The 25,185-nt window shown below is 65.4% G+C and carries 20 protein-coding genes and 2 pseudogenes; 9 read left to right on the forward strand and 13 right to left on the reverse strand.

Annotated features, from left to right (window positions below):
- From PKD06_RS00755 to PKD06_RS00780, 6 genes and pseudogenes are all read right to left on the reverse strand, one after another.
- Nucleotides 1-344: pseudogene (locus PKD06_RS00755) on the reverse strand (lipase family protein); the annotation flags it as partial.
- A gap of 14 nt (nt 345-358) precedes the next feature.
- Nucleotides 359-1,957 carry a hypothetical protein gene (locus PKD06_RS00760; protein ID WP_324376749.1) on the reverse strand — a complete coding sequence of 533 codons (1,599 nt, stop codon included), beginning with the start codon at nt 1,955-1,957 and terminating at the stop codon, nt 359-361.
- On the reverse strand, nt 1,954-3,291 hold the full coding sequence (locus tag PKD06_RS00765; protein ID WP_324376751.1) for a hypothetical protein: 1,338 nt from the start codon (nt 3,289-3,291) through the stop codon (nt 1,954-1,956). The genes PKD06_RS00760 and PKD06_RS00765 overlap by 4 nt, the downstream gene beginning before the upstream one ends.
- Before the next feature lie 6 nt (nt 3,292-3,297).
- The gene (locus PKD06_RS00770; RefSeq protein ID WP_324376753.1) at nt 3,298-4,395 is read right to left on the reverse strand and encodes a serine protease; all 1,098 of its coding nucleotides are present in this window, start codon (nt 4,393-4,395) and stop codon (nt 3,298-3,300) included.
- Between the two features lie 8 nt (nt 4,396-4,403).
- Nucleotides 4,404-5,582 (reverse strand): serine protease, encoded by a 1,179-nt coding sequence (locus PKD06_RS00775; RefSeq protein ID WP_324376755.1) that lies wholly within the window; start codon nt 5,580-5,582, stop codon nt 4,404-4,406.
- A 156-nt stretch (nt 5,583-5,738) separates the two neighbouring features.
- A complete protein-coding gene (locus PKD06_RS00780) occupies nt 5,739-6,485 on the reverse strand; it encodes a hypothetical protein (protein ID WP_324376757.1) in 747 nt (248 codons plus the stop codon).
- A gap of 278 nt (nt 6,486-6,763) precedes the next feature.
- Between PKD06_RS00780 and PKD06_RS00785 the strand changes: the two genes are divergently transcribed.
- The gene (locus PKD06_RS00785; protein ID WP_324376759.1) at nt 6,764-7,333 is read left to right on the forward strand and encodes a hypothetical protein; all 570 of its coding nucleotides are present in this window, start codon (nt 6,764-6,766) and stop codon (nt 7,331-7,333) included.
- 353 nt (nt 7,334-7,686) lie between these two features.
- Here the strand turns inward: PKD06_RS00785 and PKD06_RS00790 are convergent, their stop codons facing one another.
- The gene (locus PKD06_RS00790; RefSeq protein ID WP_324376761.1) at nt 7,687-9,957 is read right to left on the reverse strand and encodes a glycosyltransferase; all 2,271 of its coding nucleotides are present in this window, start codon (nt 9,955-9,957) and stop codon (nt 7,687-7,689) included.
- Nucleotides 9,958-11,102: 1,145 nt separating this feature from the next.
- On the opposite strand from PKD06_RS00790, the gene PKD06_RS00795 reads away from it, so the two are divergent.
- From PKD06_RS00795 to PKD06_RS00810, 4 genes are all read left to right on the forward strand, one after another.
- Entirely contained in the window at nt 11,103-11,570 is a 468-nt protein-coding gene (locus tag PKD06_RS00795; RefSeq protein WP_324376763.1) for a hypothetical protein, read from the forward strand.
- A gap of 125 nt (nt 11,571-11,695) precedes the next feature.
- Entirely contained in the window at nt 11,696-12,679 is a 984-nt protein-coding gene (locus PKD06_RS00800) for a LysR family transcriptional regulator (RefSeq protein ID WP_324376764.1), read from the forward strand.
- 221 nt (nt 12,680-12,900) lie between these two features.
- Nucleotides 12,901-14,301 (forward strand): aspartate ammonia-lyase, encoded by a 1,401-nt coding sequence (locus PKD06_RS00805; RefSeq protein ID WP_324376766.1) that lies wholly within the window; start codon nt 12,901-12,903, stop codon nt 14,299-14,301.
- An 11-nt stretch (nt 14,302-14,312) separates the two neighbouring features.
- Nucleotides 14,313-15,668, forward strand: coding sequence for an MFS transporter (locus tag PKD06_RS00810; RefSeq protein ID WP_324376768.1), 1,356 nt, complete (start codon nt 14,313-14,315; stop codon nt 15,666-15,668).
- A gap of 147 nt (nt 15,669-15,815) precedes the next feature.
- On the opposite strand, the gene msrA is transcribed toward PKD06_RS00810, so the two are convergent.
- Genes msrA through msrB form a run of 3 tightly spaced genes read right to left on the reverse strand, consistent with a single transcriptional unit; the run spans nt 15,816 to nt 18,827 of the window.
- A complete protein-coding gene (gene msrA / locus PKD06_RS00815) occupies nt 15,816-16,508 on the reverse strand; it encodes a peptide-methionine (S)-S-oxide reductase MsrA (RefSeq protein ID WP_324376770.1) in 693 nt (230 codons plus the stop codon).
- A gap of 17 nt (nt 16,509-16,525) precedes the next feature.
- On the reverse strand, nt 16,526-18,334 hold the full coding sequence (locus PKD06_RS00820; protein ID WP_324376772.1) for a cytochrome c biogenesis protein CcdA: 1,809 nt from the start codon (nt 18,332-18,334) through the stop codon (nt 16,526-16,528).
- A 7-nt stretch (nt 18,335-18,341) separates the two neighbouring features.
- Nucleotides 18,342-18,827 (reverse strand): peptide-methionine (R)-S-oxide reductase MsrB, encoded by a 486-nt coding sequence (gene msrB / locus PKD06_RS00825; RefSeq protein ID WP_324376774.1) that lies wholly within the window; start codon nt 18,825-18,827, stop codon nt 18,342-18,344.
- 257 nt (nt 18,828-19,084) lie between these two features.
- On the opposite strand from msrB, the gene PKD06_RS00830 reads away from it, so the two are divergent.
- Both PKD06_RS00830 and PKD06_RS00835 read left to right on the forward strand, forming a co-directional pair.
- Nucleotides 19,085-19,618, forward strand: a complete 534-nt coding sequence (locus tag PKD06_RS00830; RefSeq protein WP_324376777.1) for a sigma-70 family RNA polymerase sigma factor — start codon at nt 19,085-19,087, stop codon at nt 19,616-19,618.
- Complete coding sequence (locus PKD06_RS00835; protein WP_324376779.1) at nt 19,615-20,391, forward strand: anti-sigma factor; 777 nt, start codon at nt 19,615-19,617, stop codon at nt 20,389-20,391. The genes PKD06_RS00830 and PKD06_RS00835 overlap by 4 nt, the downstream gene beginning before the upstream one ends.
- A gap of 139 nt (nt 20,392-20,530) precedes the next feature.
- Here the strand turns inward: PKD06_RS00835 and PKD06_RS00840 are convergent.
- From PKD06_RS00840 to PKD06_RS00850, 3 genes and pseudogenes are all read right to left on the reverse strand, one after another.
- Nucleotides 20,531-20,677 (reverse strand): annotated as a pseudogene (locus PKD06_RS00840) (quinolinate synthase NadA); the annotation flags it as partial.
- 55 nt (nt 20,678-20,732) lie between these two features.
- Nucleotides 20,733-21,644, reverse strand: a complete 912-nt coding sequence (locus PKD06_RS00845) for a hypothetical protein (RefSeq protein ID WP_324376781.1) — start codon at nt 21,642-21,644, stop codon at nt 20,733-20,735.
- 281 nt (nt 21,645-21,925) lie between these two features.
- Complete coding sequence (locus tag PKD06_RS00850) at nt 21,926-22,930, reverse strand: helix-turn-helix domain-containing protein (protein WP_324376783.1); 1,005 nt, start codon at nt 22,928-22,930, stop codon at nt 21,926-21,928.
- A gap of 416 nt (nt 22,931-23,346) precedes the next feature.
- Between PKD06_RS00850 and PKD06_RS00855 the strand changes: the two genes are divergently transcribed.
- Both PKD06_RS00855 and PKD06_RS00860 read left to right on the forward strand, forming a co-directional pair.
- Complete coding sequence (locus PKD06_RS00855; protein ID WP_324376785.1) at nt 23,347-24,774, forward strand: DUF1254 domain-containing protein; 1,428 nt, start codon at nt 23,347-23,349, stop codon at nt 24,772-24,774.
- A gap of 169 nt (nt 24,775-24,943) precedes the next feature.
- Complete coding sequence (locus tag PKD06_RS00860; protein ID WP_324376787.1) at nt 24,944-25,171, forward strand: hypothetical protein; 228 nt, start codon at nt 24,944-24,946, stop codon at nt 25,169-25,171.
- The last annotated feature ends 14 nt before the right edge of the window (nt 25,172-25,185 follow it).

Raw genomic sequence — 25,185 nt, forward strand, 5'->3', positions numbered from 1 at the left:
GCCTCGCGCCGGCCGAGCGAGAAATCGGTGATCCAGTTCATGAGGCTGAGCGGGTCCGTCCCGGCGAAAGCGAGGATCGTGGCCTCGCCCGTCGCGGCCAGCACGCCCCTGGTCCTCGGCATGGGCAGCGTGCTGCCGGAGGGCTCGCGCAGGCAGCGCACCTCGCGCAGGCCCCACAGGCTGCCGATCCGCTCGATCTTGTCGGGAAACCGCGTCTCGTAGGCGAGCTGGGACATCCAGGCCATGCTGCGGGCGGTGCCGATCGAGAACTCGCCTGCGGGATCGAACGCCGCGAAGGCGTCCTTGCGATATTGGTCCTCCGGCAGCTCGACCAGAATGCTCATCTGCAGGCTCCTCGTCAGCCGCCGAGATCCATCCAGACCTCGATGGTCCCGGACGGCGGCTTGGTCGGAAAATTGGTGAGGGCGAGCAGCCGGACATTCCGGCCGGGGAGGGCGGAGCGCAAGGCGGCCGCCGCCCGTTCGGACACGGCCCGGTCCTCCGGCCAGAAATAGCGCACCTCGGCCAGCCCCTTGGCGGTCGCGACCTGCTCGGCCGGCGGGGTCTGGATGCCGAGCTGGTGCAGGGCGGCCAGCACGGGAGCGGTGCCGGTCGCCGGGCCGGCATATTGCAGGAAGGCGGTCGTGCAATATTCGCGCGGGACGGAGACGGCCGCCCAGACCTGTCCGGCCCGGAACGCGCGCGTCTCGCTCGTGATCGTCACGATCGCGCCTGCGGGCACGAGCCCGTTCTGCGCGCTCATCGCGTAGGTGTCCGGGTTCGGCCAGTCGGTGCGCAGGCGGATGTCGGAGCGGTTGTCGAGGGCGACGCTCTCGCCGGGCTTCAATGCGGAGGGGTCGCGCTTGTCGGCGAGGCGGCTGTCGTCCTTGCTGCCGAGCCACAGGAACCCCTTGCAGTCGTCCCCCGGGCCGGCCTGGCGCGGGGGGCTCGTCCAAGCGGCCTTTTGCGGCTTTTTCTGCGAGGCGATGTCGAGGAGCGGGCCGGCCGGGGCGGGATCGAGGCGCAACCGGGCGAGCTCGTCCGGATTCGCATCCCCGACATCCTGGAGAAATCTCCTGAGGGGAGCGATGTCGTCGCGCTCGAGCGCGTCGATCGCGCGGCGCGCCTGCCGGCGGATGTTGTCGCGCTCCCGGGCGATGCCGATGGAGGCGATCTGCTGCTCCTGGAGCTCGAGCACCAGGAGCTTCTTCTGCTGCTCCTCGAAGAAGTAGATCGCGAGCGCCGCGCCGCCGAGCGCGAGGATCAGCAGTGTGACGAAAGCCCTCCTGACGTTGCGCCGGCGCCGCTCGGCGGAGCCGGCCGCGTCCTGGCTCGCCTCGACGAGCGCCCGGATGTCGGCGTCTTCCTCCACGTAGAGCGAGGCTTCCGTCAGCGCCTTGCCGGTCAGCAGATAGCCGTGCCTCGTCTCCGCGTCCTTCGTGGTGCGCCATTGCCGGGCGAGGGCCGCGAGGCGCAGGATCGAGCGCGCCCGCGCCTCCCGCTCGATGTCGCCGTCCGGGTCGGGCGCCGCCGCGGGAGGCGGCGGGGATCGGCGGATGAGCTTCTCGATGCCCCGCAGGATGCTCGTCGATCCGCGAGCGCGCATGGGGAGTATCAGATCGTCCGGCGCGATCGACGGAGGCTGCGGCAGCGATGTCTCGGTCCGCGGCCCCGGATCCGCCGTCCCGGCGAAGGGGGCGAGCTTCGGAAGCGGCGCGTCACGGGTCCGCTCGCCGCGATTCGCGAGGTCGCCCGCCCAGAAATAGAGGATGTTGCGCAAGGCGTCGCGCGAGGAGCCGGCCGGCGTCGCCGCGCCGGCCGCCGCGATCTCGTCGACGAATCCGGCGATCTCGGCCGCCGGGAGATCGCCCTGGACGCTGCCCGACAGCATCTTCTGATGACGGGCGACCAGCGCGTCCGCCGCTTCCGCCCCGGCCGTGGCGCGTTCCCCGCTCATAGCAGGAGGAATCCGCAATGCGGCGGCACGCGGGCCAGGAGGAGCTCGATCGGCCCCTTGAGGGTGAGGAGCCGGGTCAGGTCCGCGCGCAGCTTCTGGTCCACGTCGAGGAAGGCCGAGCGGGCGCATCGGCGGACCTCGTCGAAGGCGTCCCGGAGGTCGCCGGCATCGTCCGGCGTCGGCGGCGCGCGCCCCACGCCGGGATCGGTGCGCGCGAGATGCCGCAGGATCGCATCGCCCATCGGGGTGACGGCGCGCGCGACGGCGGAGGGGTCCAGGAGCGTGCGCAGATCGTTCAGGAGCGGGAGCAGGACGGGCTGGAGATCCGCGAGCGGCGGCGCGGCGGGCCGCGACAGGAGTTCCTCGACCGCATAGACGCGAAGGTCGGAGGCCTGCCAGAGGGCATGCTCCATGAGGCGGCGGCGCAGCGTGTCGCCGAGATCGATCGCGGCGTCGCGCGCCTCCACCAGCGCCGGGCTGGTCGGGTCGGTCGGAAAGAGCGCGCAGAAGCTGCGCCAGGGCAGGTCCCGCCAGAGGGCGAGCATGGCCTCGTCGATCAGCGGCGGCTCGCGGATCAGAAGAGCCCGCAGGCTCGCGCAGGCGAAGGCGGCTTCGTCGCCGTCCCCGGTGCCGAGCCGCCTTGCGGCATCGGCCGCTCCGTCCCGGCAGCGCTCGAAGGCGGCCGTCATGTCGGGCGGCAGGCCGAAGGTGTCGGCCGCCGCCGCCGCCGTCACGCCCTGGAGCAACGCCTGGATGGAGGCCGCCTCGCCCGCCAGGGGCCGGGCGGCGACGGGCGACAGCCAGCCGGACCCGAGCACCTGGAGCATGTGCAGCGCGTCGTGCAGCGCCTTCAGGGCTCCCAGCCGCTCGAGCGAGGAGGCCACGGCCTCGATGTCGCCCCTGTTCTCGCAGATCCCGCGGAACAGCGTCTCGTCCCCGAGAGACCCGCGGCCCGGGTTCTCGGGAAGAGCCTCCGCCAGGACGCCGAGCCCCTTCTCGACGGCGGCGATCTGGGGATCGAAGCCGCGCGGCGGACGCACCAGGGAGGGCACGGCATAGGTGATGCTGCGCCGCAGAGGAGCCGAGGACCATTTCTGCTCGATGAGCCGGAGCACGAAGGACAGCGCGTAATAGGGGTTCTCGCGCGACAGGACGTCGATGCAGGATTGGGTCAGCGAATCGAGCGTGAAGCGGTCCGGGAAGGTGTCGCCGCGGCCGCGATTTCCGGGATAGCGGCGCAAGGCCAGTTCGACATCCGCCGCGTCGCAGAACTGATAGGTCGCGGCCCTCAGCTTCTCGAGCTGGATCGGATCCGCGGCGAGCGTCCAGGCCATGCCGGCTCATCCGCCGAGGAGGGAGCCCGCGCCCCGCCGGAGGATGCTCGCGCGGATCAATCCGACCGGAACTCCCTGGTTGTAGGTCGCGAGCCCCATGGCCGGGTCTCCCAGATGGTGCAGGGCGAGAAGGTCCCAGCCCATGCCGAAGCAGGGGGAGCCCGACGAGCCCGGGGCCGTGTTGGTCTGGTAGCGCAGCCGCAGGCCGTCATGGACGGAGCCGATCACCGCATCCGTGTCGAGGGCGAACTGCAAGGGGGAGCCGTTCGGATGCTGGACGATGATCAGCGGGTCGTGCGGGCCCGAGGGGGGCGGCTCGGCGAGCTTCAGGAAGCCCCGTTCCGGCACGGACCCGGCGAGCGTCAGGAGCGCATAGTCCAGCTCGTCGGGCGCGGGCGGCGGCGTGTCGGGGGCCGCCGTCAGCTCCGCATCGCTGCACGGCCGCTCGTCGGCGACCGCCTCGACCCTCAGTACCGTGCCGGCATCGACGGAGCCGTCCGTCAGCCGGCGGTAGTCGAAGCGGCAGGCCACCCGCTCCGCGACCCCGCGGCTCCGCGCCTCGCGCATCACGTGCCAGTTGGTGAGGATCGCGGAGGGGCCCACAAGGAAGCCGGTGCCGAGCGGTGCGCCGTCCGCCTCCACGCGGCAGACTTGGCGCTTGATCGTCTCGAACCGCGCCAGCCAGATCTCGGCGTCGAAGGTCCCGAGCGCCGGCTTGACGTTGCGCTCGAGCCCGGGACCGTCGCTCTCGCCGCCGGCGGGCTCGCCGCCCTTCTGGAAAGCGAACTTGATCGGCTCGCGTGCCGCCGCGGCGGTGATCGCGGGATAGAGCCGGACGATGCAGGCCCGCAACTCGGTCTGGTAGGGGCGCTGCTGATAGACGACCCGCAGGAACCTGTCGGTGATCGCCTGCCGTTCCAGGGCCTCGATCAGGTTGCGCAAGGTCGGCTTCTTGGGCAGGCCCCGGCCGACGAATTCGTCGTAGAGGCGGTCGCCCGTTCCGAGATAGACATAGGCTTCGAGGTCCTCGAAGCTCAGGGCCTGCGACAGGAGACCGACGAGCGTCTCCGCATCGTTCGGCGACAAGGGTGTCGTCCCCGCCATCGGCATCCTCATGCGACCGGCACCGGGAGCAGGGGCGCCAGGCTCTCCTGCAACCGGGAGACGGCATGCGCCCAGTTCTGCTTTCGGTTCAGCCCCCCGAAATGCAGCCCGACGACCGTGAGTCCGCCGCCCGTGAGATCGGCCACGCACGATCCCGAACTGCCCCCGAGGGTCGAGGCGTCGTGCGCGAATATCCAGCCCCGCTCGTCGCCCGCGATCCCCGCCGGGCCCGACAGGACGGTCCCCGGCGACAGCCGCTTGACCTCGAACTCCGCGTTGAACACCGACGAGATCACCGCGGCCGTCTCGAAGCCGGAGGGCGGCACGCCCTCGAACATCCAGGTCATGGGCTTGCCCGGAAAGCCGACCGCGTAGAGGTCGCGGCCGGATCTCGGCTGCGCGGTATCGGCCGATATCACGACCGGATCGGGAAAGCGGTGGCCGGAATCGCTCGCCGGGTCGACCCGCAGGACGGCGGCGTCGAGATGGGCGAAGTTGATCGTCCCCGCGATCTGATCGGCTCCGGCGAAGGCGACCCCCGTCACCTTGAAGGCGGTCGCATCCCGCGCTCCGTCCTCCGCCACGAAGTCGATCCGGATGTCGCCGGGCCATTTGAGAACCCAGTCGCCCGGCGTGTTCTCGACCGCGATGGCTTCGAGCACGTGCCGGTTGGTCAGGACGAGCCCCTCAGCGAGCACGAAGCAGGTTCCCGCGAAGCCGGGGGCGACCGGGACGTCGACGCGGCCCACCGACCGGATCACCGACCGGATCCGGTCCTCGGCTCGGCCGAGCTGGCCTTTCCATTCGCCGATATCGGGCGCGGCGAGGTCGATGGTGCCGCCGCGGACGAACAGGCTGGGGCGCGTCCCGTCCGTCAGGATCACGGATTCGAGGCCGACATGCTCGGCGAAGGTGAAGGCGGAGGGCCGGGCGCCTTCGTTCAGCTTGGCGAGTCCCGAGCGGGCCCCCTCCTCGATGCGGCGCCTCACCTCGGGCCATTCGCCCGGCGGCAGGGCCGGCTTCGCCAGCGCCAGCGCCTCGCCGAGCCGCGCGACGCGCTCGCTCTCGGTCGAGCCCCGCGCTGCAGGCGCGCCTTCGAGGCCGCCGCGCTCCCGGCCCCGGACAGCGACCGAAACCGTCCCGGCCAGGGCTGTCGGATCGGCCGCCGCATCCCAATCGAGCCTCATCGGTTGCGCCCTCCGCGATGCCGGGCCGATTCCAGGCCGCCTCGCCCGGGCAGCGTCCTCAAGGTGACGATGCGCGCATCCGTCCCGGCAGCCGTTCCGGTCATGGCGTCGCTCCGTTTCCCCATCGGGCTTCCGGCCGGGGCGCCGGCTCCGGCCTCATGCCTGGAGACCCCGCTCGAAAAGCCGCGCCTCCCGCTCCCGCCGCTTCTGGAGGCCCGGCACGGTCGGCCACAGGCGCTTCATCGCGCGGATGTCGCCCGGCACGGCACGGAAATTCCCCGCGCTCATATGGCTCTTGATCGACCGCATCTCGGCATAGCGGTCGCCGGCCGTGCTGAAGGAGGGGCCGCGGTTGTAGGTGAGCGAGACGAGCGCGCCGAGGCAATCCGGGCCGATCTCGCCCGTTCGCGGCAGCGACCGCTCCACCAGGCCGACCCAGCGCGGCACAACCTTCCGGCGATGGACGCCGATCGCGGCCGGCCACGGCACGTCGACCGAGCCTGCGAGGCGGCGCGCCATGTTCTGGGCGGCCGTGCCGGTGACGCCGATGGCGGCGCCGAGGGCGGCGATCATCCCGTCCGGGATCGCCCCCCCGAAATCGGCCGCGAGCTGGGCTTTCGTGGCGTAGCCGACATCGTAGCCGATCCCGATCGTCACGCCCGAGGCGCCGCCGGGCCAGATCGGACCGCGGTATTTGCGCGTATAGACCTGCTCGCTGCTGACCTCGAACTCGACGATCAGGTCGAAAGCCGTATCGGAGATCGGCGTCGCGGAGGCCGCGCCTCCCGGCTGGGTCGTCTCGACGCCTCCCTCGTCGGGCGGGACCGGGAACGCCATTTCCTCGCGCGCGGCCCTGGCCGCATCCAGCTCGCTTTCGGTCAGCGTGAGATCGTCCGAATTCATCGCTCGCTCCTGCGGCTCGAACATCCGTCCCGGCTCGTTCGCGGCCGCCGGCGCTCGATGGCCGCCGGCGGCCGCGGGAGTCGCCGGGGAGGGCACCCCCTTGAGAAGAACTTGAGGAGTATGGAACAACAACTTGCGTTTGCGTCAAGCTCTATTTGGGGATTATCTTGATCGGGACGGCAAAAGCCGGGAGGGAGGGCGAGATGGCTGACGAACACGTTGACGCCGCACAGGAGGATTTCGATCCTGCGGCTCCTCGCGGCGGGACGGAAGCGCCGGTGGATCCCCGCGCTGCCGACCTGACGAATTACGGCGCGGACGGACGCGGCGACCTGCCGCCCGACGAGGGTGGGACCGAGGGAGCGAGTCCGTTCGGCAGTCCTGCGGTGCTTCCGATCGACATCGCCAAGGCTCATGCCTTCCTGGTCGCCTGCATGACGTCGCATCCCCGCGTCCGCTACGGCCTCGGGGCGAAGATCAAACCCGGACAACAGGTGCCGGGACGCGACTTCGTCGAGGTCGATTGCAGCGGGTTCGTGCGGGAGGCCATCCGTCGCTCGACCAGCCTCGGCGGCAGGTTTCCCGACGGCTCGGTCGTCCAGCACGACTGGGTGAAGGCCCAGGGCTTCAGGCCGGTCGACCGAAGCGCGGGCCGCCTCGATGACGGGGCCGTCAGGATCGCCTTCCTGAAGCCGGCGGATTCGCCGCAACGCATCGGCCATGTCGTGCTGCTTCACCGGGGCAGGACGCTGGAATCGCATGGGGGCGTCGGCCCCGACGAGAGACCTTGGACCGTTCAAGGGTGGCAGTCGAAGGCTTATGTCTACCTGCTGACGCCGGGAGACTGACGGAGGAAAATCGCGCTCGCCGCCTGTCCGACGGCGCGGGAGCCTCTGGATCTTGCCGCGCCCATTCAATGTCCCCGAGGGGACAGGGGCTCGCGTGCAGCTTCTCCGGCGTCGGCGGGAGCGTGACGGCGTCGCAGGCGGCGCTCACGCGGGCACGGGAAAAGGCGCGAGGGGAGAAACGCCCCATGGCTGCGGCATGGGCGTCGTCCCGGTTCGCTCTGTTCGACGAGGCTCCCGTCTACGGGAAGGCGTCTCGATCCGGCTCGAGAACCCCACGCTGCAGCCTCCCGCCGGTCCCTCGAGCCCGGATGGGGAAGGCGCGGCTCGAGGCTCAAATCGTGTCGGCCAACGTCCTATGGCAATTTTCTGGATACCATCTCCCTGAGCGCAAAAAGAGCATCCGTCTCATTGCCCAATGTACTACTGATTGATCCCGCGGGTAATATCAGCTGCGAAAGAGGGCTGCCGGGCTCCACCAGAGCCCAGATGGGACGGCCGCTGCCCAGATAATCGCTGATCTTCGATGGCAAATAAGGATTAGTACTTTTTGATCCAATGGTGACTGCATCGTTGACCAGAAGATAGTCCATGGCGCCAAACGAGGCCAGGCAGTCAAAATAAAGCAAGCTCCCATGAAACATAACCGTCGTCTCAAGGTTGAGGGCGGCTATCGTATCTCTCAGAACCTCCGGGTTAGGGGAGACAATATGAAGACTGACGGCGTCTCGAATGCTTGATGGTGCATTATAGAGAGCAAGAAGAACTTCCTTCAGGCCCCTGGTCGGATAAAATGTGCCGAAGAATCCGATATTCGTCTTGCTTCGATTCACGGCAATGCTCGGCTTGCCGAGGGCATAGTAACCTTCGGGCAGCGTGGGTTGCGGTAGGATCTTGGAGACCGACATGGCCCTTTGACGGACCTCGGCTGCCCACGGCTGCGAGAGCATATAGTTTCTTTGGTTCTCGTTGGTAAATATGATCTCATCCGCCATGGCGTAAGGAAGCAACTCCGCAAGCATGAATAGCTTAAGGTGCTTTCCGTTGGACAGGTGTTCCGATGGCACGTCGCCTATATGCTCCCGAATGCCTGTCGAGGTGATCCAGTCCTGAGAAATATCTCCTTGCCGCTCCTTGCCGTGAATATCGAGCAGCAACGGATCCGAAAATTCGGCGGTCCAGTGTATCTCCGGATGTTTCGCCTTTATAAGAGCGGAGGCAAAAAAGGACCCCGGCCACATCGCCCGGGAGAATATCTTCTTTTGTTTCCTCTGCTTGGAAATTTTTTGAAATATCTCTAAAGAGATATCAGCAAATTTCTGAAGGCCAGGTCCATTGTTAAAGGTGGCCGGCTCGCTGATTTCATGGTGCGAGGCGATTCGATTGCAGATCACTTCCTTTAGAGATGGATTCAAGTCTCGGACAGATGACATGTTATTTGAAATGACATGAACCGGCCATTCCAAGCTCAGCAACCTTTTCATCATGACCAGGGCGGAGGTATCATTATAAGGCGGGAAGCAATAGCTGATAACAACCGTGTCAGCTAAATGGTCATTTACGGCCTCGACAATCGCGGATGAGATCTTAAGATCGTGAGACGAGTCAAGAAAGTTACTATATTTATCTTTATAGTTCGACAAATATCTCGTGATAAATCCAATTTGACCTGCGTACCTGGATTTTATAAAGTCTGCTGCCGCAGGAGTAAGCGGATTTGAAATGCTCTGTTCCACTCCCTCTAGACGAGAAAGGACCTGGAGTCTTTCACTGACCGAGAATTCAAATTCGGTCTCCCGCCTAGATACGGAACCTGAGCGAATTTCTCTGTAATATATAGCTTCGCTGCTTTCCTCTGGAAAGAAGATGGATAAATTACAATTAAGTACTACTTGTGCCCAAAATATCACGTCCTCTCCACTGCGTAGCGCGCCATCAAAATCGAAGCGGAGAAGCGCCGATGTTGGAGCGAGCTTTGCACATGTCATAGAAAGTATTCCGCTAACGTTATTCAGCCGAGTAATTTCCATTGATTGATGGATCTGCCTTGCCCTCCTGGCTTGTAACGTGATGGCCGAGACTTTGCGTTCTGCTTCATCGAAGTCAACCACCTCAGACAGGACGATACGGTCGGGCTGGGCGTAATTGAGAAGTGTGCTGACGAAGGCAGGGGATATAAAATCATCGTCATCCAAAAATGTGCAATACGCAAAGGCCGCATGCTGCAAGCCGACGTTCCTTGCGATTGCGGCGCTCGCAACCTCGGATCTGATGAATGAGATTCTTAGATCTGGATTTAATGTCTTGTACTGATTGACAATATTCTCAGTTCCGTCCATCGGCCCGTTGGATACAACAATCACCTCAAACCGGCTTCGCGCTTCATTCTGAGATAAGATGCTATTGAGAGTGCGTGATATTCGTTCGTAGCCTTTATACGTTGGAATTATTATGGTAACACCATTAATTCTTTTCCTCAGGATTTTCCTCTCCCTTTCCTCGTCATTTGCTCCGATGCAATGAGAGTATTGGAACAGATCGAGAAATGACTCTTCCCGCCCCAATGCCCGCAGGTTCCGAGCGGCGGCGGCCAGGTTTCTTTTTAGGTCGGGAGATATGTTAGTCATTTTTGTATTCAGCTCCAGGAGTCTTCTTTTTTTGGCTTTTGGAGAGAGGTTTCGCTGTGGAGTTTTCACTGTCTGAAGTGGTTTGACGTTGCGGCGTAGCGCGATGCAAAATTTGACTTATCATTATCGGGCCGGGCTTGCTCGGACGAGGCCGATCTTCACCGTCTGCCGCGCCGGCCCGATGTTGCGCGCAGCCAGGGTTATGAACCCCGGCAACCGGGCGAAGGCGGGCTCGGTGGCGAGGTGAACCTTCGACTTGCGGCTGCCCGACCGGGCGACGTTCTGTCACAGCGGCTGTCACGGCTACTTTTCGCGGACAATGTGAGAGACGAACGTCAGGGCTTGCTGAGTGGACCTCATTCCGCTCTGAAATGGCGTGTGATGACGGCCCGAATACCGGCAATCCCGGCAGTATTGGCTGTAATCGTAGGCCGGGCATATTGTACTTTATCATATGGCGTCGTACCGGCGACTCTCCAAGAGCAAAGCAAATCATAGCATAATTGATGCCGATATGGGGTCCCGCAATCCGAGGCAGGCATCCGCGATGCCAACTCGCCTTGGATTGTGCAAGCGTAGCCCCGTTGGAGCGAGCTGCAAAGTTTGAAATCGACAACGGCGCCCAAACGTTCCGGCGTGCTCCCCCCCCCTTGGCCGAAGGCTTCCTAGCGGCTCGCCAAGGCCGGGAATTCGGTCGCCCCATCACAGTCCTGGACCTCGTCATCGCTGCCAGCCACCGCACCATGGGCCGCAAGCCGGCGCGAGATTTCTGGCGAAGGCTAGTCTGATGAGAATGTGCTTAGATCAAATGCAGAAGGCTTCCAGCCGGGCGGAAGAGCCCTCGCATCTTCCGAAGTGTGAGATCTGCAGTCGACAGCGGTAAGTTTTTGCGTTCCGTCAGGCGCCAAGCGCACGACGTTGATTATGATGGTAACCTCAGGAAACATAGAAAAAGATGCGAGTTCTCGAGGAGACATACTTATCCCATCTGTTCACCTCTCTGGGCCATTCGCAATTTCGGGGTCAATGCCAAGCAGTTGCCCTCCTGTCAACTGGCCTGTGCCGGGGGGCACAGCGATCGCTTGAAGGCGCTGTCTCTAGCAGGCTGCTATGGACTGGGATTCCCCGAAGGTTCAGTTTGGGGGATGATTCGCAAGAGCTACCCTTCCGACGTCTCGGACGAGGAATGGGCGCTGGCGGCGTCGTATCTTGCGCTTCTGCCGGAAGGGCCCGGGCAGCGGGAGCATTCGCTGCGGGAGGTGTTCGACGGCCTGCGCCATGTCGTGAAGACGGGGGGCGCCATGACGCTGGATGCCCGGCGACCTGCCGCCTTGGCCTACCCGCAGGCGCGGCGCTGGCTGGCATCGGGGTGCTTCGAGGCGCCAGACGTCACTGGATCTCAGCTTGTTGCGCAGATGGGTCAGGACGGCCGTTTGATAGATCGGTCAGTCGATCTGGCCGTCGGTGCCGATAAGGTTGCATCGTCGCTTCTTGAAGGGCATCCGCGTGCCGGGCGGGATTTCACGGCTGCGCGACACCGTCGCGGACGGCTCCGCATTCACTCGGCCCTCCGCTGCATCACGTCCGAGTCAGCCGGACGGAAAGCAGACTGAGCCCCGCGTAAGCAAAACCGGGGGATCAAAGCTCGTAGCGGATAGATGGGGGCATTCATCGACAATAAGATGGCCATATGGACACTCGTAAGCTCTTGCCGACTCGAGCTTCACCGACCAGAGCGATGCGGCCCCTCCCGGACCTGAAAACACTGCAAATCGTGGCCACCGTAGTGGAAACGGGCAGCATGCACGACGCGGCCCAGCGCTTTCAGATCACGCAATCCGCCGTATCCCAAGCCGTGAGACGGGCCGAGGAGGCCGCGGGCACGAGGCTTCTGGATCGAAGCCGCCGGCCGCTCGTGCCCACGCGGGCCGGGCGCATCCTTGCGAGCCGTATCCTCGATCTCAACCGCGATTACGAGGCCTTGCTGGGTTCGTTGAGAGCTGCCGCAACCTTGCCCGAGCGGATCGATCTGCGCCTTGGCCTTGTGGACTCCTATGCCGGCACCGTGGGCGCCTATCTCGTCAAGGAACTCATGACCGGCACGACGGCTCTGAGCCTCTCCGTCTGGTCCGGGCTCTCCGCGTCTCATGCGGAGGCGCTGCTGCGGCGAATGATCGACGCGGCAATTACCTGCGACAGGATGGACGACCTGGAGGATATTGAGCGCTTCCCGTTCTATCGGGAACCCTATGTGCTGGTCGTGCCCCGCGACCTGCGAGCGAAGCTCGAGGGTCGGGACTTGCCGGAGATCCTCGAGCGCCACCGTCTCGTCAGGCACAGCGCCCGCTCCTATGTCGGCGGTCAGGTCGAGCGGCATCTGAGCCGCTCGGGCCTGCGCCCGCCGCGGGCCTTTGAATTCGACACGTCGGATAGCCTGATTGCCATGGTCGCCACGGGCATGGGAGTGGCCATCACCACACCTCTATGCATGTTGCAGGGAATTGCTCACGCAGCCCATGTCGAGGTGCTGCCGCTGCCCGGCCCGGGGTTTTCCCGTGAGCTGCTCCTCGTCATTCGCCGGGGCGATCTGTCGAATCTGGCCCCGCGCATCGCCGAGCTTGCACGCTCGACCATCGTCGCGCAGGCCATGCCGCGCCTTCGGACGCTCATTCCATGGTTCACCTTGAGGGCCACCGCGGCGCCGACCGGGACCCCCTCGTAATTTATGGACTTGCCGCCGTGCAGGCGGCCCGCCTGGCCGCGACCGTCTCGTCCAGGCGACGATATCCGGCCTCGATTCCTCGCCCGCGACCGGCATCATTAGTCCCGCTAACAATGCAATTAAGTCTAAGTAATTAAAATCGAAATACGTTGTATCAAGCGCCATGATGCTGCCTTCTCCGCCGCGCGAGCAAAATGCTCGAGAGGGTGGAGACAGGACGCATGACAAGAAATCGTGTTGAACGGGACAGCCTTGGCGAGGCAGAATTACCCGAGAGCGCTCTATACGGGATCAACACCTATCGATCCCTGGCCAATTTTGCGATCTCGGGTCGCCCGATCGCGACATGGAAGGAGTTCATCTCCGCCATTGCAACCGTGAAGCAGGCCGCGGCGGGCGCGAACCTGGACCTCGGCGGACTGACGCCGGATCAGGCAGCCGCCATTTCCGCCGCCTGCGAGGACATCCGGACCGGGAAGCACGATGCGCATTTCCTCGTCGACATGTTCGAGGGATCGGGCGGCACGTCGACCAATATGAACGTCAACGAGGTGATCGCAAATATCGTGGCGCTCGCCGCCGGCAAATCCGCCGGCGACTATTCGTATGTTCATCCAAATGATCACGTCAATCTCTGTCAGTCGACCAACGACGTCATCCCGACGGCCCTCAAGATCGCAGTCTATAGAGCTTCGGCGACGACACCCGGGGCGCTGAGGCAGCTCGCTCGGGCCCTTTCGGAGAAAGCCACGCAATACGCGACGCTGCTGCGCCTCGGCCGCACCTGCCTGCAGGACGCCCAGCCGATGACGCTGGGACAGGCGTTCGGCGGCTATGCGGCCGCCGTCGCGCGGCATGCCGATCAGCTGGAGGACCTGCGCGGCCACTTCCTGACGGTTCCCTTGGGGGGAACGGCGATCGGGACGGGCTTCGGCGCAAGGCCGGGCTACACGGCCGCCGTCTGCCGGCACCTCTCCGCGCTCGTCGGCGCCGAGGTGAAGCCGGCCGGCAACGCCTTCGACGCCATGCAGAACATGGATGTCTTCGCCCGGTTCTCGGCGGAGCTGCGCAATACGTCCAACACGCTCTGGAAGATCGCGAACGACCTGATCATCCTGTCCTCGGGCCCGGCGGGCGGCCTTGCGGAAATCACGCTGCCGTCGGTGCAGGCCGGCTCCTCGATCATGCCGGGGAAGATCAATCCGGTCATCCCGATCGCAGTGTGCCAGGTGGCCCTCGCCATCACCGGCAACGACACGGCTGTCGCGCTGGCCTGCCAGCAGGGACTTCTCGAAATCAACCATTACGAGCTTCTCGTCTGCGACCGGGTGCTCGAGAGCGTTCGACTGCTCGACAATTCGGCCCGGATCTTCGCGGAGCGCTGCATCCGCGACCTGGTCGCGAACGAGGAAACGTCACGCCAGCACCTGCTGTCGTCCAGCGCCCTGGCCACGGCCCTCGTGCCGGCGCTCGGATACGCGAAAGTCTCCGCCATCGTCCGCGCGGCTGCCGCCGGGCAGCGGCCCTTTCTCGAGGTCGCCGTCGAGGGCGGCTTTCTCTCGCAAGAGGAGATCCAGCCGATTCTTCATCGCGCCGCCCATGGCGCCGAAGCCAGCAACTGAAGGAGGGAACCGTGACGACAACAGCAACCGCGCGGCAGGTTCCCTTCGAGGAAGTGGGCTTCCGCAAATTTCACATCCACCTCGGCCTGAGCGGCTGCGGAGGACAGTTCGCTGACGGATTCGAGCTTGGAATCATCGGCATCGCCGTCGCGATCGCCGCCGGACCCTTGCAACTCTCCGCCTTGCAGATGGGCCTCCTGGGAGCCGCCGCCCTCTGCGGGCTTTTCGTCGGCGCTCTCGTGACCGGCGTGATCGCCGATCGCGTCGGGCGCCGGACCATATTCGGCTACGACATGCTTCTCGCCGCGATCATATCGGGAGCGCAGTATTTCGCGACCGAAGCCTGGCATCTGCTCGTGTTGCGCCTGATGCTCGGATTCATCCTTGGGGCCGACTACGTCGTCAGCAAGTCGCTGGTCACCGAGCTTTCGCCGATGAGGCATCGCGGCCGGCTCCTCAGCCTCATGGCGATCGCCTGGGCCGCAGGCTACACGGCCGCCTATCTGGCGGGGTTCGTGATCCGCGATACGGGTCCGGATGCGTGGCGCCATATGCTGGCCCTCAGCGCCGTTCCCGCCCTTTGCATTTTCGCCTTGCGCCTGGGCATCCCCGAATCCCCGCTTTGGCTCGTCAAGAAAGGCAGGGCCGAGGAGGCGAGGCGAATCATCACGCAGAAGCTCGGCCTCGACGTCGCCCTGCCCGCCGTCATCTCCGAGCAGCGCAAGAAGGGCGGCGAATGGGCCGAGCTGTTCTCGCGCAAATGGCGTGCCCGGACCGCGGTGGGCGGCATCTTCTACGTCTGCCAGGTCATTCCCTATTTCGCTCTTGGAACATTTCTGCCGAAAATTCTCGAATCCCTCCACGTCTCCGACAAGTTCACCGGCAGTCTCGTCTATAACGGGTTCCTCATGCTGGGTGCGGTCATCGGGATGATCGTGATCGACAGGATTCCGCGCCGGGTCTTCCTGATCACGACATTCTATATCGGGGCCGCATTGCTGGCTGTGCTGGCTGCCAACGTGATGGGGTCGACAGGCGTCGTGATCGTGTTCGCGCTCTTTGCCCTGACGCTGTCGGCGGCGGCCAACCTGGAGTTCATCTATCCGCCTGAACTGTTCCCGACCCATCTGCGCGCCTCCGGCGTCGGGTTGGCGACCGCAACGAGCCGCTTCGGCTCCGCGCTCAGCACCTTCCTCCTGCCCGTGGTGGTTCAGCATCACGGGGTCGGAACCGCCCTTGGCGCCTGCGTCGTCGTGATGATCGTCGGAGGGGTCGTCTGCCAGATCTGGGCGCCGGAAACCCGCAACGTTCCCCTCGATGCGGTCGGGGAGGACGACAAGCCTCGAGCGGTTTCGGCCGCCGCGTAAGCCACGCGGGCGGCCGATGAGGAGGCTCGGCCGGGAAGGCCGGGCCTCCCTGTATTTCAGCCATGGAGCCTGTCGGCTTGATCAGGGGCGTCTTGCAGCGCCCATGGGGCCGGATATCCAGCGCCCTCTGCCGTCCGCGGCGCAGGGCTATGGGGATTTGCGAGCGGCCGCGACCAGAACCGGCTCCTGTCGGAAATCCTGCGGGAAGAGCCGCTTCAGATTGTCGATCTTCGGCAGGTCATTGAAGACGATGTACGGATAGGTCGGATTGCGGGTCAGGAAATCCTGATGATAGTCCTCGGCCGGGAAGAATTCCCGATCCGGCTCAATTTTGGTCACGATGGCCGCGCTGAAGACGCGGGCCTTGTTGAGCTGCGCGATATAGGCCTTGGCGAGCTTGGCCTGTTCCTCGCTCCGCGGAAAGATCGCCGAGCGGTATTGGGGTCCGCGATCGGGCCCCTGGCGGTTGAGCTGGGTCGGGTCGTGCGCCACCGAGAAATAGATCTGGAGGATGCGTCCGTAGCTGATCTTGCGGGGATCGAAGGTCACCTCGACCGCCTCGGCATGCCCGGTGCGGCCGCTGCCGACGGTCTCGTAGCGGGCGCTCGACCTGTCGCCGCCCGCGTAGCCCGAGACCGCATTGGTGACGCCGTCGACGCGCTGGAACACGCCTTGGACGCCCCAGAAGCAGCCTCCGGCCAGCACCGCCACCTCGCTCGCGCCGGCCGGCGCCGCATCGGCCGTGGGCGGGGGGATCGCGATCCCTTCCTGTGCCTGCGCGAAGTGTCCCGCGAGCGCGAGGAACGCGGCGCTGGCGATCGATATGAAGAGCGGTTTCATCGGCTTTCTCCCAGGTCTCAGCCGAAGGTGAAGGCGTAGGCGTCCACGCCCGGAGCAAGGAAGCGGATTTCGAAGGTGCGGTCGGCGATCGCCCCCTTCTGCCGGACGAGCTGGTAGAGCCGCTGGCCCGTGAGGACGCCTTCGCCCTTTTCGTTCACGTCCATGCCATGCGCCTCTCCCGGCGCGGCGCCGTCGATCGTGATGCGGAAGGGAATGGGCTCGCCGGCGGCCGCGCCGAGAACGAGGTGCAGGTCGCGCGCGTGGAAGCGGAAGACGAGGCCGCCCTCGGCGGCGTTCAGGCGGGCATGCTGCTTCGTCACCGTCCAGTCGCCGACGAGGCCCCATTCGTTGAGCCGTGGCTCGCCGGCCGCATAGACGTGCGAGGCGTCGGAGACGATGCCGCCCGGCGAGACGAAGTTCTCGGCTCGCTCGAAGCCGATATAGGCTTCGGGCGACAGCACCTCCCTGACGTTGGAAGCCGCCTCGGCGCCGGTGGCCTTCACATCGACCGTCCCGGTCGCGACGCTGGGGCTGCCGCTCTCCGCGAGCAGTTGCTGGATGACGCGCTCGGATTCTTCATAGCCGCCTTCGCCGAAATGGTGGTGCCGGATGCGTCCTTGCGCATCCACGAAGTAATGGGCCGGCCAATAGCGGTTCTTGAAGGCGCGCCAGATGGCGTAGCCGTTGTCGACGGCGATCGGATAGGCGATATTCAGGCCGGCCGCCGCCTGTCTGACATTCCCGAGGTCGCGCTCGAAGGCGAATTCCGGCGCATGGACGCCGATGACGACCAATCCCTGGTCCTTGTACTTCTCGGCCCAGGCGCGGACATAGGGAATGGCGCGCAGGCAGTTGATGCAGGAATAGGTCCAGAAATCGATCAGCACCACCTTGCCCTTCAGCCCTTCAGCCGTCAGGGGCGGTGAGTTGAGCCAGTCCGTGGCGCCTTCGAGCGAGGGCAGCGCGCCCTCGACGGGCAGAGCAGCGGCTTCCGATGCGCCCTTTCCGGCCATCATGGCCGGATTGCCGCTCATCATGGCGGGGTTTGCGCTCATCATGGCCGGATTGCCGTCGCCGCCTGCCATCATGGCCGGGCCGGGCGGGGGCGTCGGGCTCAGCCGGTCGATCAGGCCCTGCTCCAGCGTGCTCGTGCCGGCCAGAGACAGGCGCGTGAGGGGGCCGGTATCGAGGCCGAGAGCGATCGCGCCGACCGCGGCCAGCACGAGCGCGCCGAGTCCGCGCCGGGCCCATTCGCCGATGCCGAGCGTGCTTTTCATCGCCGCGAAGACACGCCCGCCGACGAGCAATGCCAGCGCCAGCGACGTCGCGGCGCCGGCCGCATAGGCGAGCAGCAGAAGGCTCGTTCCGATCGTCGCGCCGTTGAGGGCGGCCCCGGTGAGGATGAGGCCCAGGACCGGCCCGGCGCAGGGCGCCCAGAGCAGGCCCGTCGCGACGCCGAGCAGAACGGAGGCGGCGATTCCGCTCGGGTCCCCCTCCGCGGATTGCGACAGCCGCCCGCCGAGCGAGACGAGCGGGGCCGTCAGGCGCTCGGCCAGGCGCGGCACGAGGAGGGCGAGGCCGAACAGCCCCAGCAATACCATCGCCGCAGCCCGGCCGTATTGGTTGGCCGCCACCGCCCAGCCGCCGGCGACGGCCGCGAGCGTCGCGACCAGCGCGAAGCTCGCCGCCATGCCGGCGAGCATCGGAAGGCCCGCACGCAGGAAGGGCTGCCCCGCGCGCGCGAAGACGAAGGGAAGAACCGGCAGGATGCACGGGCTCGCGATGGTCAGCACGCCGCCGAGGAAGGCGAGGGCGAAGAGCAGCATGTCGGCCTCAGGCGGGAAGCGGCTTGAAGGTCATCGCCACCCCGTTCATGCAATAGCGAAGGCCGGTTGGCTTCGGCCCGTCATCGAAGACATGGCCGAGATGGCCGCCGCAGCGGGCACAATGGACGGCTTTGCGGACCATGCCATAGGACATGTCGCGCGTCTCGCCGACTGCCCCGGCCAGCGGGGCCCAGAAGCTCGGCCAGCCGGTGCCGCTCTCGAACTTGGCGGAGGAGGAGAACAGCTCGTTGTCGCAGCCGGCGCAGGAGAAGGAGCCTCGCCGATGCTCGTCGTTGAGCGGGCTCGAATAGGGCCGCTCCGTCCCCTCCCGCCGCAGCACGGCATATTGCTGCGGCGTCAGGCGCCGGCGCCATTCGTCGTCGCTGTAGGAGACGGCGTAGACTTCCGCGGCCCCGGCCTCGTTGTCCGGCCGGAGCCAGACGGCTGCGAGCCCGGCGACCCCTGACAGCATCAGAACGCGTCGCGTCAGCATGGCAGATCCTCCGTCAGCGGCCAAAGCCGCCCTTGAACGCTCGTCGGAAGACGCACGCCGTGGCGCCTTATTCCATCCGGCTTCGAAAATTTCAGAGGCCCGGGACCCTCCGCAATCTACCGGATTTCGTATGATTCCTGCCCAAATCTCCCTCATGGCGTGGAATAATCGAGGCCCGCCGGTGTCTGGACCCTCGCGGGGGCTTTCGGACGACGCACGTCGCGAGGCGGTCCGCCGAGCCGGCCGGCCAGGGAAGGATGGATATGAGCACCGACATGGTGCGCTCGATCGAGCCCGTCATCCCGGCCCTGCGCCGCTATGCGCGGGCGCTGCTGCGCGATCGCTCCGCCGCCGATGATCTCGTCCAGGACTGCCTGGAGCGGGCCGTGAGCCGCTGGCATCAGCGACGCAACGAGGACGATGTCCGCCCCTGGATCTTCGCCATCCTGCACAATCTCGCCATGACGCGATTGCGCCGTGCCTCGCAGCGGCCGGTCCATGTCCCGCTCGACGATGTGGGCGGGACGCCCCTTGCCCTGGGCGCTCCCCAGGAGGATCGCCTCCGCTACCGGGATCTGCTGGCCGGCCTGTCCAAGCTGAGCGAGGACCAGCGGACCGTGCTGCTGCTGGTGACGGTCGAGGAGCTTTCCTATGCCGACGCGGCGCGCGTCCTGGGCGTCCCGATCGGGACCGTCATGTCCCGCCTGTCCCGCGCGCGAGAGCGGCTGTTCAGGTTGATGTCGGCCGATCCCGCCGCCGAATCCCGTCCGACCCTTCGGAGCGTGAAATGACTCCCCGCCCGATCACCGAAGACGATCTCAACCGCTTCGTCGACGGCGACCTCGATGGCGAGCGCCGCGGGGACGTCGTCGCCTATCTCGACAAGCATCCCGATGTCGCGCGGCGCATCGCGGGCTATGCCGGGCAGGGCGAGCTTCTCCGGGCGCTGTACGGCCCGGTCGCGGACGAGCCGTTGCCGCCGGAACTGAACCTGTCGCGCATGATCGAGGACAGGAGGCGGAGGCCGGGGCCCGCGCGATGGCTTCTGGCCGCGGCGGCGGCGATCCTGGTCTGCCTCGGCGGCGTCGGCGGCTGGACCCTGCGCGACAGGGGAGTGTTTGCCGCGAAGGGGGACGCGATCGCCCGCGAGGCCAGCGCCAGCTACGTGGTCTATGCCCATGACCGGATGCGGCCGGTCGAGATTCGCGCCGACGATCGGGAGACGCTCGCCGCCTGGATGAGGCAAAGCATCGGCCGGCCCGTCATGATTCCGAATCTCGGCGCGTCGGGCTATCGGTTCATGGGCGGACGTGTCGTTCCGACGAGCGGGGGCGCGGCAGCGCTTCTCATGTATGACGACGACCGCGGCTTGCGGCTCGTCGTCATGGCGCGTCCGATGGCGGGGACGAAGGACATGCCGATGTCTCCCCATCGGGAGGAGGGCGTCAGCGGCTATGTCTGGGCCGATGACGGCCTGGCCTACAGCCTGGTCGGGGCCGCCCCCCCGGAAAGGCTCCACCCATTGGCCGACGAGGTGCGCCGACAGATCCAAAGCGGCGCGTAGAGCATAATCCCGAAAAGTGGAGTCCGATTTTCGGAAAAGATCCTGCTCAAACAAAAGGCTAAGGTCTGTTGTCACGTGAACCCTGCGAGCCCTCCGGGATCCCCTTTCGGCGCCTTCGGCGCGCCGGGTATGACAGTTGGACCACCGCGTTCCGCTCGCGCTTGAGGCGCAGGATCGCCTCCGCGTCCTCCGCGAAAGCCGGCCATTCGAAGGGCGGAATGACGCGCGAGACGCGGGCCTAGAGGTCGGCCGCGGGAGGCCGCTCAGCAGACGCGAAGGAGGCCAATTTATGCTCCGAATAAGAATAAGATATCTTATACTTATTCGGAGCATAAGAGCCGTCAAGAGCGGGCGAGCGGCAGCTTCGATCCGACGACGGCGCGCTCGGCGAGAACGGATTGGCGGAAGCGGAAGAGCTTGGCGGGGCGTCCGCCGGTCTCGGCGCTGATGGTGCCGGTTTCCTCGACCAGTTCCTGCTGCTCGATCAGCCGGCGGAAGTTCTGCTTGTGCAGCGGATGCCCTGCCAGCGCCTCGACGGTGCGCTGAAGCTGGAGCAGCGTGAAGGCGGGCGGCATCAGCTCGAAGACGACCGGCCGGTATTTGATCTTGGCCCGCAGCCGCGCGATCGCGGTCGCGAGGATGCGCCGATGGTCGCCCGCCATCCGGCGCCCGGGAACCGCCGCCTCGGCACCGGCTTCCGGGATCAGCCCGGCCTCATAGAGAAGCTCGTAGCGCTGGAGCACGAAATCCTCGTTCCAGGTTTCCTCGTCGAGCCCGAAGGCGATGGCCGCGCGGAGCCGGCGCGCCTGCCGCAAGGGAGCCGTTTCGGCACCCTCGGCCCAGGCCGCGAGGCGAGGTGCGATGAACGAGCCGACGAAAGCCGGCACGCCCTGGCGATGGTCCTCCCAGGGGAAATATTCGTACCAGCCGTGCCATTGCGCGTCGCGCGCGCTCGCCGCCTCCCGCGTGAGGCCGAGATAGCTGATCGAGATCATGCGCGTACCGTCGGCGGCGCGGTCGCGATCGGCGAAGGTGTAGAGCTGCTCGACATAGCCGACGGGATGGCCCGTCTGCTCTTCGACCCAGGCGCGCAGGCCCGATTGCAGCGAGCGATGGCCGAGTTCGAAAGGGCCGGACGGCAGCCTGTCCCCGCCCCGGACGGTCAAGACGCGCGGCTCGGCACCGGTCGCCGCCGCCAGCACCGCGATCAAGTCGACCGCAACCGCGCCTTCCTCGATTCCGACCGACGACACCCGCTTCTCCCAGGCCGCCAGGACGCGCGGCGGCATTGCGCGAACCTGTCAGGAGCACGCCAGGGGATCAACACGACGAGAGTTCTACGCTCCCCTTTTCGCTGCCCGCCGGTCTGCCGCACGGCCTTGCGTCATGCTCCCCTCCCGATTGGCCGGCAGGGCGCCATCCGATCGAGGCGGTGACCTTGTTCGAGTAGGAAGCACTTTGGGCCGCTCGGGGAGCCGCGTCACATGGAGGCGGTTGTGCGATGCGGTGCCGTCCGTTCCCTGATTGACCAGCCTCAGTCTTGCTGGCGTGATTGCTGGCGAAAATGCCGGGGCGTCACGCCAGCCATGCGGCGGAAGGCACGGGTGAAGTGCGCATGATCGGTATATCCGGATGCGAATGCGACCTCGATAACCTTGGCATCGGTGTCGCGCAGCAGCTTTCTGGCATTCTCGAACCGCGCAGCGCTGACAAGGTCCGAATAGCTGAGGCCGAAGAGAGACAGCCTGCGTTGAAAGCTTCGAGCGCTGAGGCCGGCCATATCCGCGACTTCATCGAGAGTGGGAAGCCCCTCGTCCAGATAGGCAGGCAACATCAGCCTGACCAATTCGGCGATTTCATACCCGGAAGGGCCATCCCCGTCGGCGTTCGACGGAGCCGGAAGTTCGGTTGGAGGGGCGGGGAGACTCAGGTGCGAGACAGGTACATCGATCCAGGAGGCATGCTGGCCCGACAGGAAACGGGAATGGGGCCAGAGCGATTGCGTTTCGAGCGCCGGCGCGTAGCGGGCTTCAAAGGCGATCGTTGCCGGGCTCCAGTGCGGACCGACGAAATGTCGGACGATGTGGATGGTGAAGACCAGCTGGAGCCATTGCGAATGCTCGAGATGCGGGAGTCCCTCGGCTCCGATCAGCCTGCTGCAAATCCGAATCTGATCGCCGCAGGGCTCGAGCCACATGCTCAAGCTCGTGTTCTCGGTCGAGGACCATTTGCAGGTTTGCCGGAGCGCGGTGAACAGCGTCGGGGAATGGCTGACCAAGACACGAAGCCTCTCGCTCAAATGGGAAAACTGCAACTGACGGGCGGCCTGAAATCCAAAGTCGACAACACCTTGCGAGCGCCGCGCCGCTTCAGCGAAGCTGATCGCTGGCAAAATCGGAATATAGTGATGAGCTTTCTCTTCCAGGGATACCGGAAGACGGAATTTCTTTAAGATAGGATCTGGAGAAGATCCAGCATCTTTAAGAATTCCGACAAATGGAATAAGAAACTGACATCGCGTCAGCGGGATGCCACTCATTTCAAGATTCCTCGAGCACAACGATCGTCTCTCAGGCAGCACCCTCAAGATAGCAAGTGTATTCCTCCCCGGCGGCATCGCCAGAAAAACCTGCATTTTGCTGTTGGCATATCGCAATCTGGCAACGCGGCAAATACATGCCGGCAGCATGGAGAAGCGCTGTGAGCGGGATCGACTTTCGGCGGCTCACGGCAAGACGACCGCGAGGCCCGGCCATCCGGCCGAGGCTGGCTCGCGGAGCCGCCACATTTGGCGTCAAATGGCAAGATTCGACTCGATCGAGGGTGCCATACCCCAACCGGCAGGCGCCGAAGGCGGCGACCTCGACAAAGGTCAGGCGGCCGGGCACATTGCATCACTCTGCGAGGCATTTGTCCGCGGGTCGATGGTTCCGAGCGCTCCATGGAGATGCGGTCATGAAGATCACTCGTCGGTCCGTTGCAGTGGGTGGGATGGGCTTGCTTGCCGCGACGGCAGCGAGCCGCGCGGCTCTCGCGGAAGGGTCGTTCCTCGGTGTCGAGGAGGGGCTGGAGGAATTCTGGCTCGCGACCGACGCCTATATCTACGGCTACCCGCTCGTGACCATGGAAATGACCCGGCGGGCCCTGACCAACGTCGCGGCGCCCGAGGGCACCAAGGCGCCGATGGGGCAGCTCATCAAGATGCGCGAGTATCCCAATTCGTCCTTCCGTGACGTGACCGCGCCCAACGCCGATACCCTCTACACGACATCCTTCTTCGATGTCGGCAAGGAGCCGTGGGTTCTCAGCATTCCCGACATGAAGGACCGTTATTTCCTGATGCCGATGCTGGACGGCTGGACCAACGTCTTCCAGGTGCCGGGAAAGAGGACCACCGGCACCGGCGCCCAGACCTATGCGATCACGGGGCCCGGCTGGAAGGGCACCCTGCCGGCCGGCGTCAAGGAATACAAGTCGCCGACCAGCATGGTCTGGCTCCTCGGCCGCATCTACTGCACCGGCACGCCCGAGGACTACGCGGCGGTGCACAAGCTGCAGGACGAGTTCAAGCTCGTTCCGCTGAGCGCCTATGGCAAGCCCTACACGCCGCCTCCGGGCAAGGTCGATCCGTCCTTCGACATGAAGACGCCGGTTCGCGAGCAGGTCAACCGCATGGATGCGGTGGAGTATTTCACGCTGCTCTGCGACTTGATGAAGACCAATCCGCCTGCCGAGGTGGATGCGCCCTATCTCGCCAGGTTCGCCCGCCTCGGCATCGTCCCCGGGCAATCCTTCGATGCGAGCAAGCTGAAGGCTGATTTCGTGAAGCGGATCCCGCATGTCGGGTTCGACCGGATCATGCTTCAGTTCAAGATCAACAAGGCGGTCAGGAACGAGAACGGCTGGGCCTTCACGACGAAGACCGGCATCTACGGCACGGACTATCTGATGCGCGGCCTCATCACCGCTATCGGGCTCGGCGCCAATCGTCCGCAGGACGCCGTCTACCCGACCTCGAGGGCGGATGCCGAGCACCGCAAATATAGCGGTGCGCATAAATACGTCATGAATTTCCCCAAGGGACATCTGCCGCCGGTGGAAGGGTTCTGGTCGCTGACGATGTACGACAGCGAGTATTTCTTCGTGAAGAACCCGATCGACCGGTACTCGGTCAGCCCGAGGCAAAATCTGCAGTCGAACCCCGACGGATCGACGGATCTCTACATCCAGAAGGACTCCCCCGGCAAGGACAAGGAATCCAACTGGCTTCCCGCCCCCTCCGGCGACTTCATCCTGATGTTGCGGATGTATTGGCCGAACGAGACGGACCCGTCGATCATCAACGACACCTGGGCCCCGCCGGCTGTCAGGAAAGTCTCCTGACGAGGGTCGCGGCCGGTCCCTGACTCGTGAATGGGGTTCACCCTGGTCCCCAGCCCCGATCATGCACGGCCTTGCGAGGCGACGATCCGTTCGGCCGCCTCGCGAGGATGTCGAAGCAAGCAGAGCCGCCGCGACCGGCGCTCTGCTATTTTCATGGGAGCGACGATCTATGACGACAGCGAGTTTGAACGCTTGGGCCTTGGCCGCGGGCGTGGTCGTCCTGGCGGCAATCGTCGCGCCGATCGAGGCGAGCGCCGTCGTTTGTGCCCGGGGAGTTGTGCGAGCCGGATGCGCCGGCCCGAACGGAGCCGTCGTCGCGCGGCGGCCGGCCCCGAAAGCCGTTGTGGTCACGCCGGTCCGTTGCGCGATCGTCAACGGCCGCAAGGTATGCCGCTGACCTGCGGCGAGGAA

Source organism: Enterovirga sp. (assembly GCF_035325185.1).
GTDB lineage: Bacteria > Pseudomonadota > Alphaproteobacteria > Rhizobiales > Beijerinckiaceae > Enterovirga.

Coding starts and splice junctions, on each gene's coding strand:
- PKD06_RS00760 (WP_324376749.1), bottom strand. CDS start 1,957: ATGAGCGGGGAACGCGCCACGGCCGGGGCGGAAGCGGCGGACGCGCTG.
- PKD06_RS00765 (WP_324376751.1), bottom strand. CDS start 3,291: ATGGCCTGGACGCTCGCCGCGGATCCGATCCAGCTCGAGAAGCTGAGG.
- PKD06_RS00770 (WP_324376753.1), bottom strand. CDS start 4,395: ATGGCGGGGACGACACCCTTGTCGCCGAACGATGCGGAGACGCTCGTC.
- PKD06_RS00775 (WP_324376755.1), bottom strand. CDS start 5,582: ATGAGGCTCGATTGGGATGCGGCGGCCGATCCGACAGCCCTGGCCGGG.
- PKD06_RS00780 (WP_324376757.1), bottom strand. CDS start 6,485: ATGAATTCGGACGATCTCACGCTGACCGAAAGCGAGCTGGATGCGGCC.
- PKD06_RS00790 (WP_324376761.1), bottom strand. CDS start 9,957: ATGACTAACATATCTCCCGACCTAAAAAGAAACCTGGCCGCCGCCGCT.
- PKD06_RS00795 (WP_324376763.1), top strand. CDS start 11,103: ATGATTCGCAAGAGCTACCCTTCCGACGTCTCGGACGAGGAATGGGCG.
- PKD06_RS00800 (WP_324376764.1), top strand. CDS start 11,696: ATGCGGCCCCTCCCGGACCTGAAAACACTGCAAATCGTGGCCACCGTA.
- PKD06_RS00805 (WP_324376766.1), top strand. CDS start 12,901: ATGACAAGAAATCGTGTTGAACGGGACAGCCTTGGCGAGGCAGAATTA.
- msrA (WP_324376770.1), bottom strand. CDS start 16,508: ATGAAACCGCTCTTCATATCGATCGCCAGCGCCGCGTTCCTCGCGCTC.
- PKD06_RS00820 (WP_324376772.1), bottom strand. CDS start 18,334: ATGCTGCTCTTCGCCCTCGCCTTCCTCGGCGGCGTGCTGACCATCGCG.
- msrB (WP_324376774.1), bottom strand. CDS start 18,827: ATGCTGACGCGACGCGTTCTGATGCTGTCAGGGGTCGCCGGGCTCGCA.
- PKD06_RS00830 (WP_324376777.1), top strand. CDS start 19,085: ATGGATATGAGCACCGACATGGTGCGCTCGATCGAGCCCGTCATCCCG.
- PKD06_RS00835 (WP_324376779.1), top strand. CDS start 19,615: ATGACTCCCCGCCCGATCACCGAAGACGATCTCAACCGCTTCGTCGAC.
- PKD06_RS00850 (WP_324376783.1), bottom strand. CDS start 22,930: ATGAGTGGCATCCCGCTGACGCGATGTCAGTTTCTTATTCCATTTGTC.
- PKD06_RS00855 (WP_324376785.1), top strand. CDS start 23,347: ATGAAGATCACTCGTCGGTCCGTTGCAGTGGGTGGGATGGGCTTGCTT.
- PKD06_RS00860 (WP_324376787.1), top strand. CDS start 24,944: ATGACGACAGCGAGTTTGAACGCTTGGGCCTTGGCCGCGGGCGTGGTC.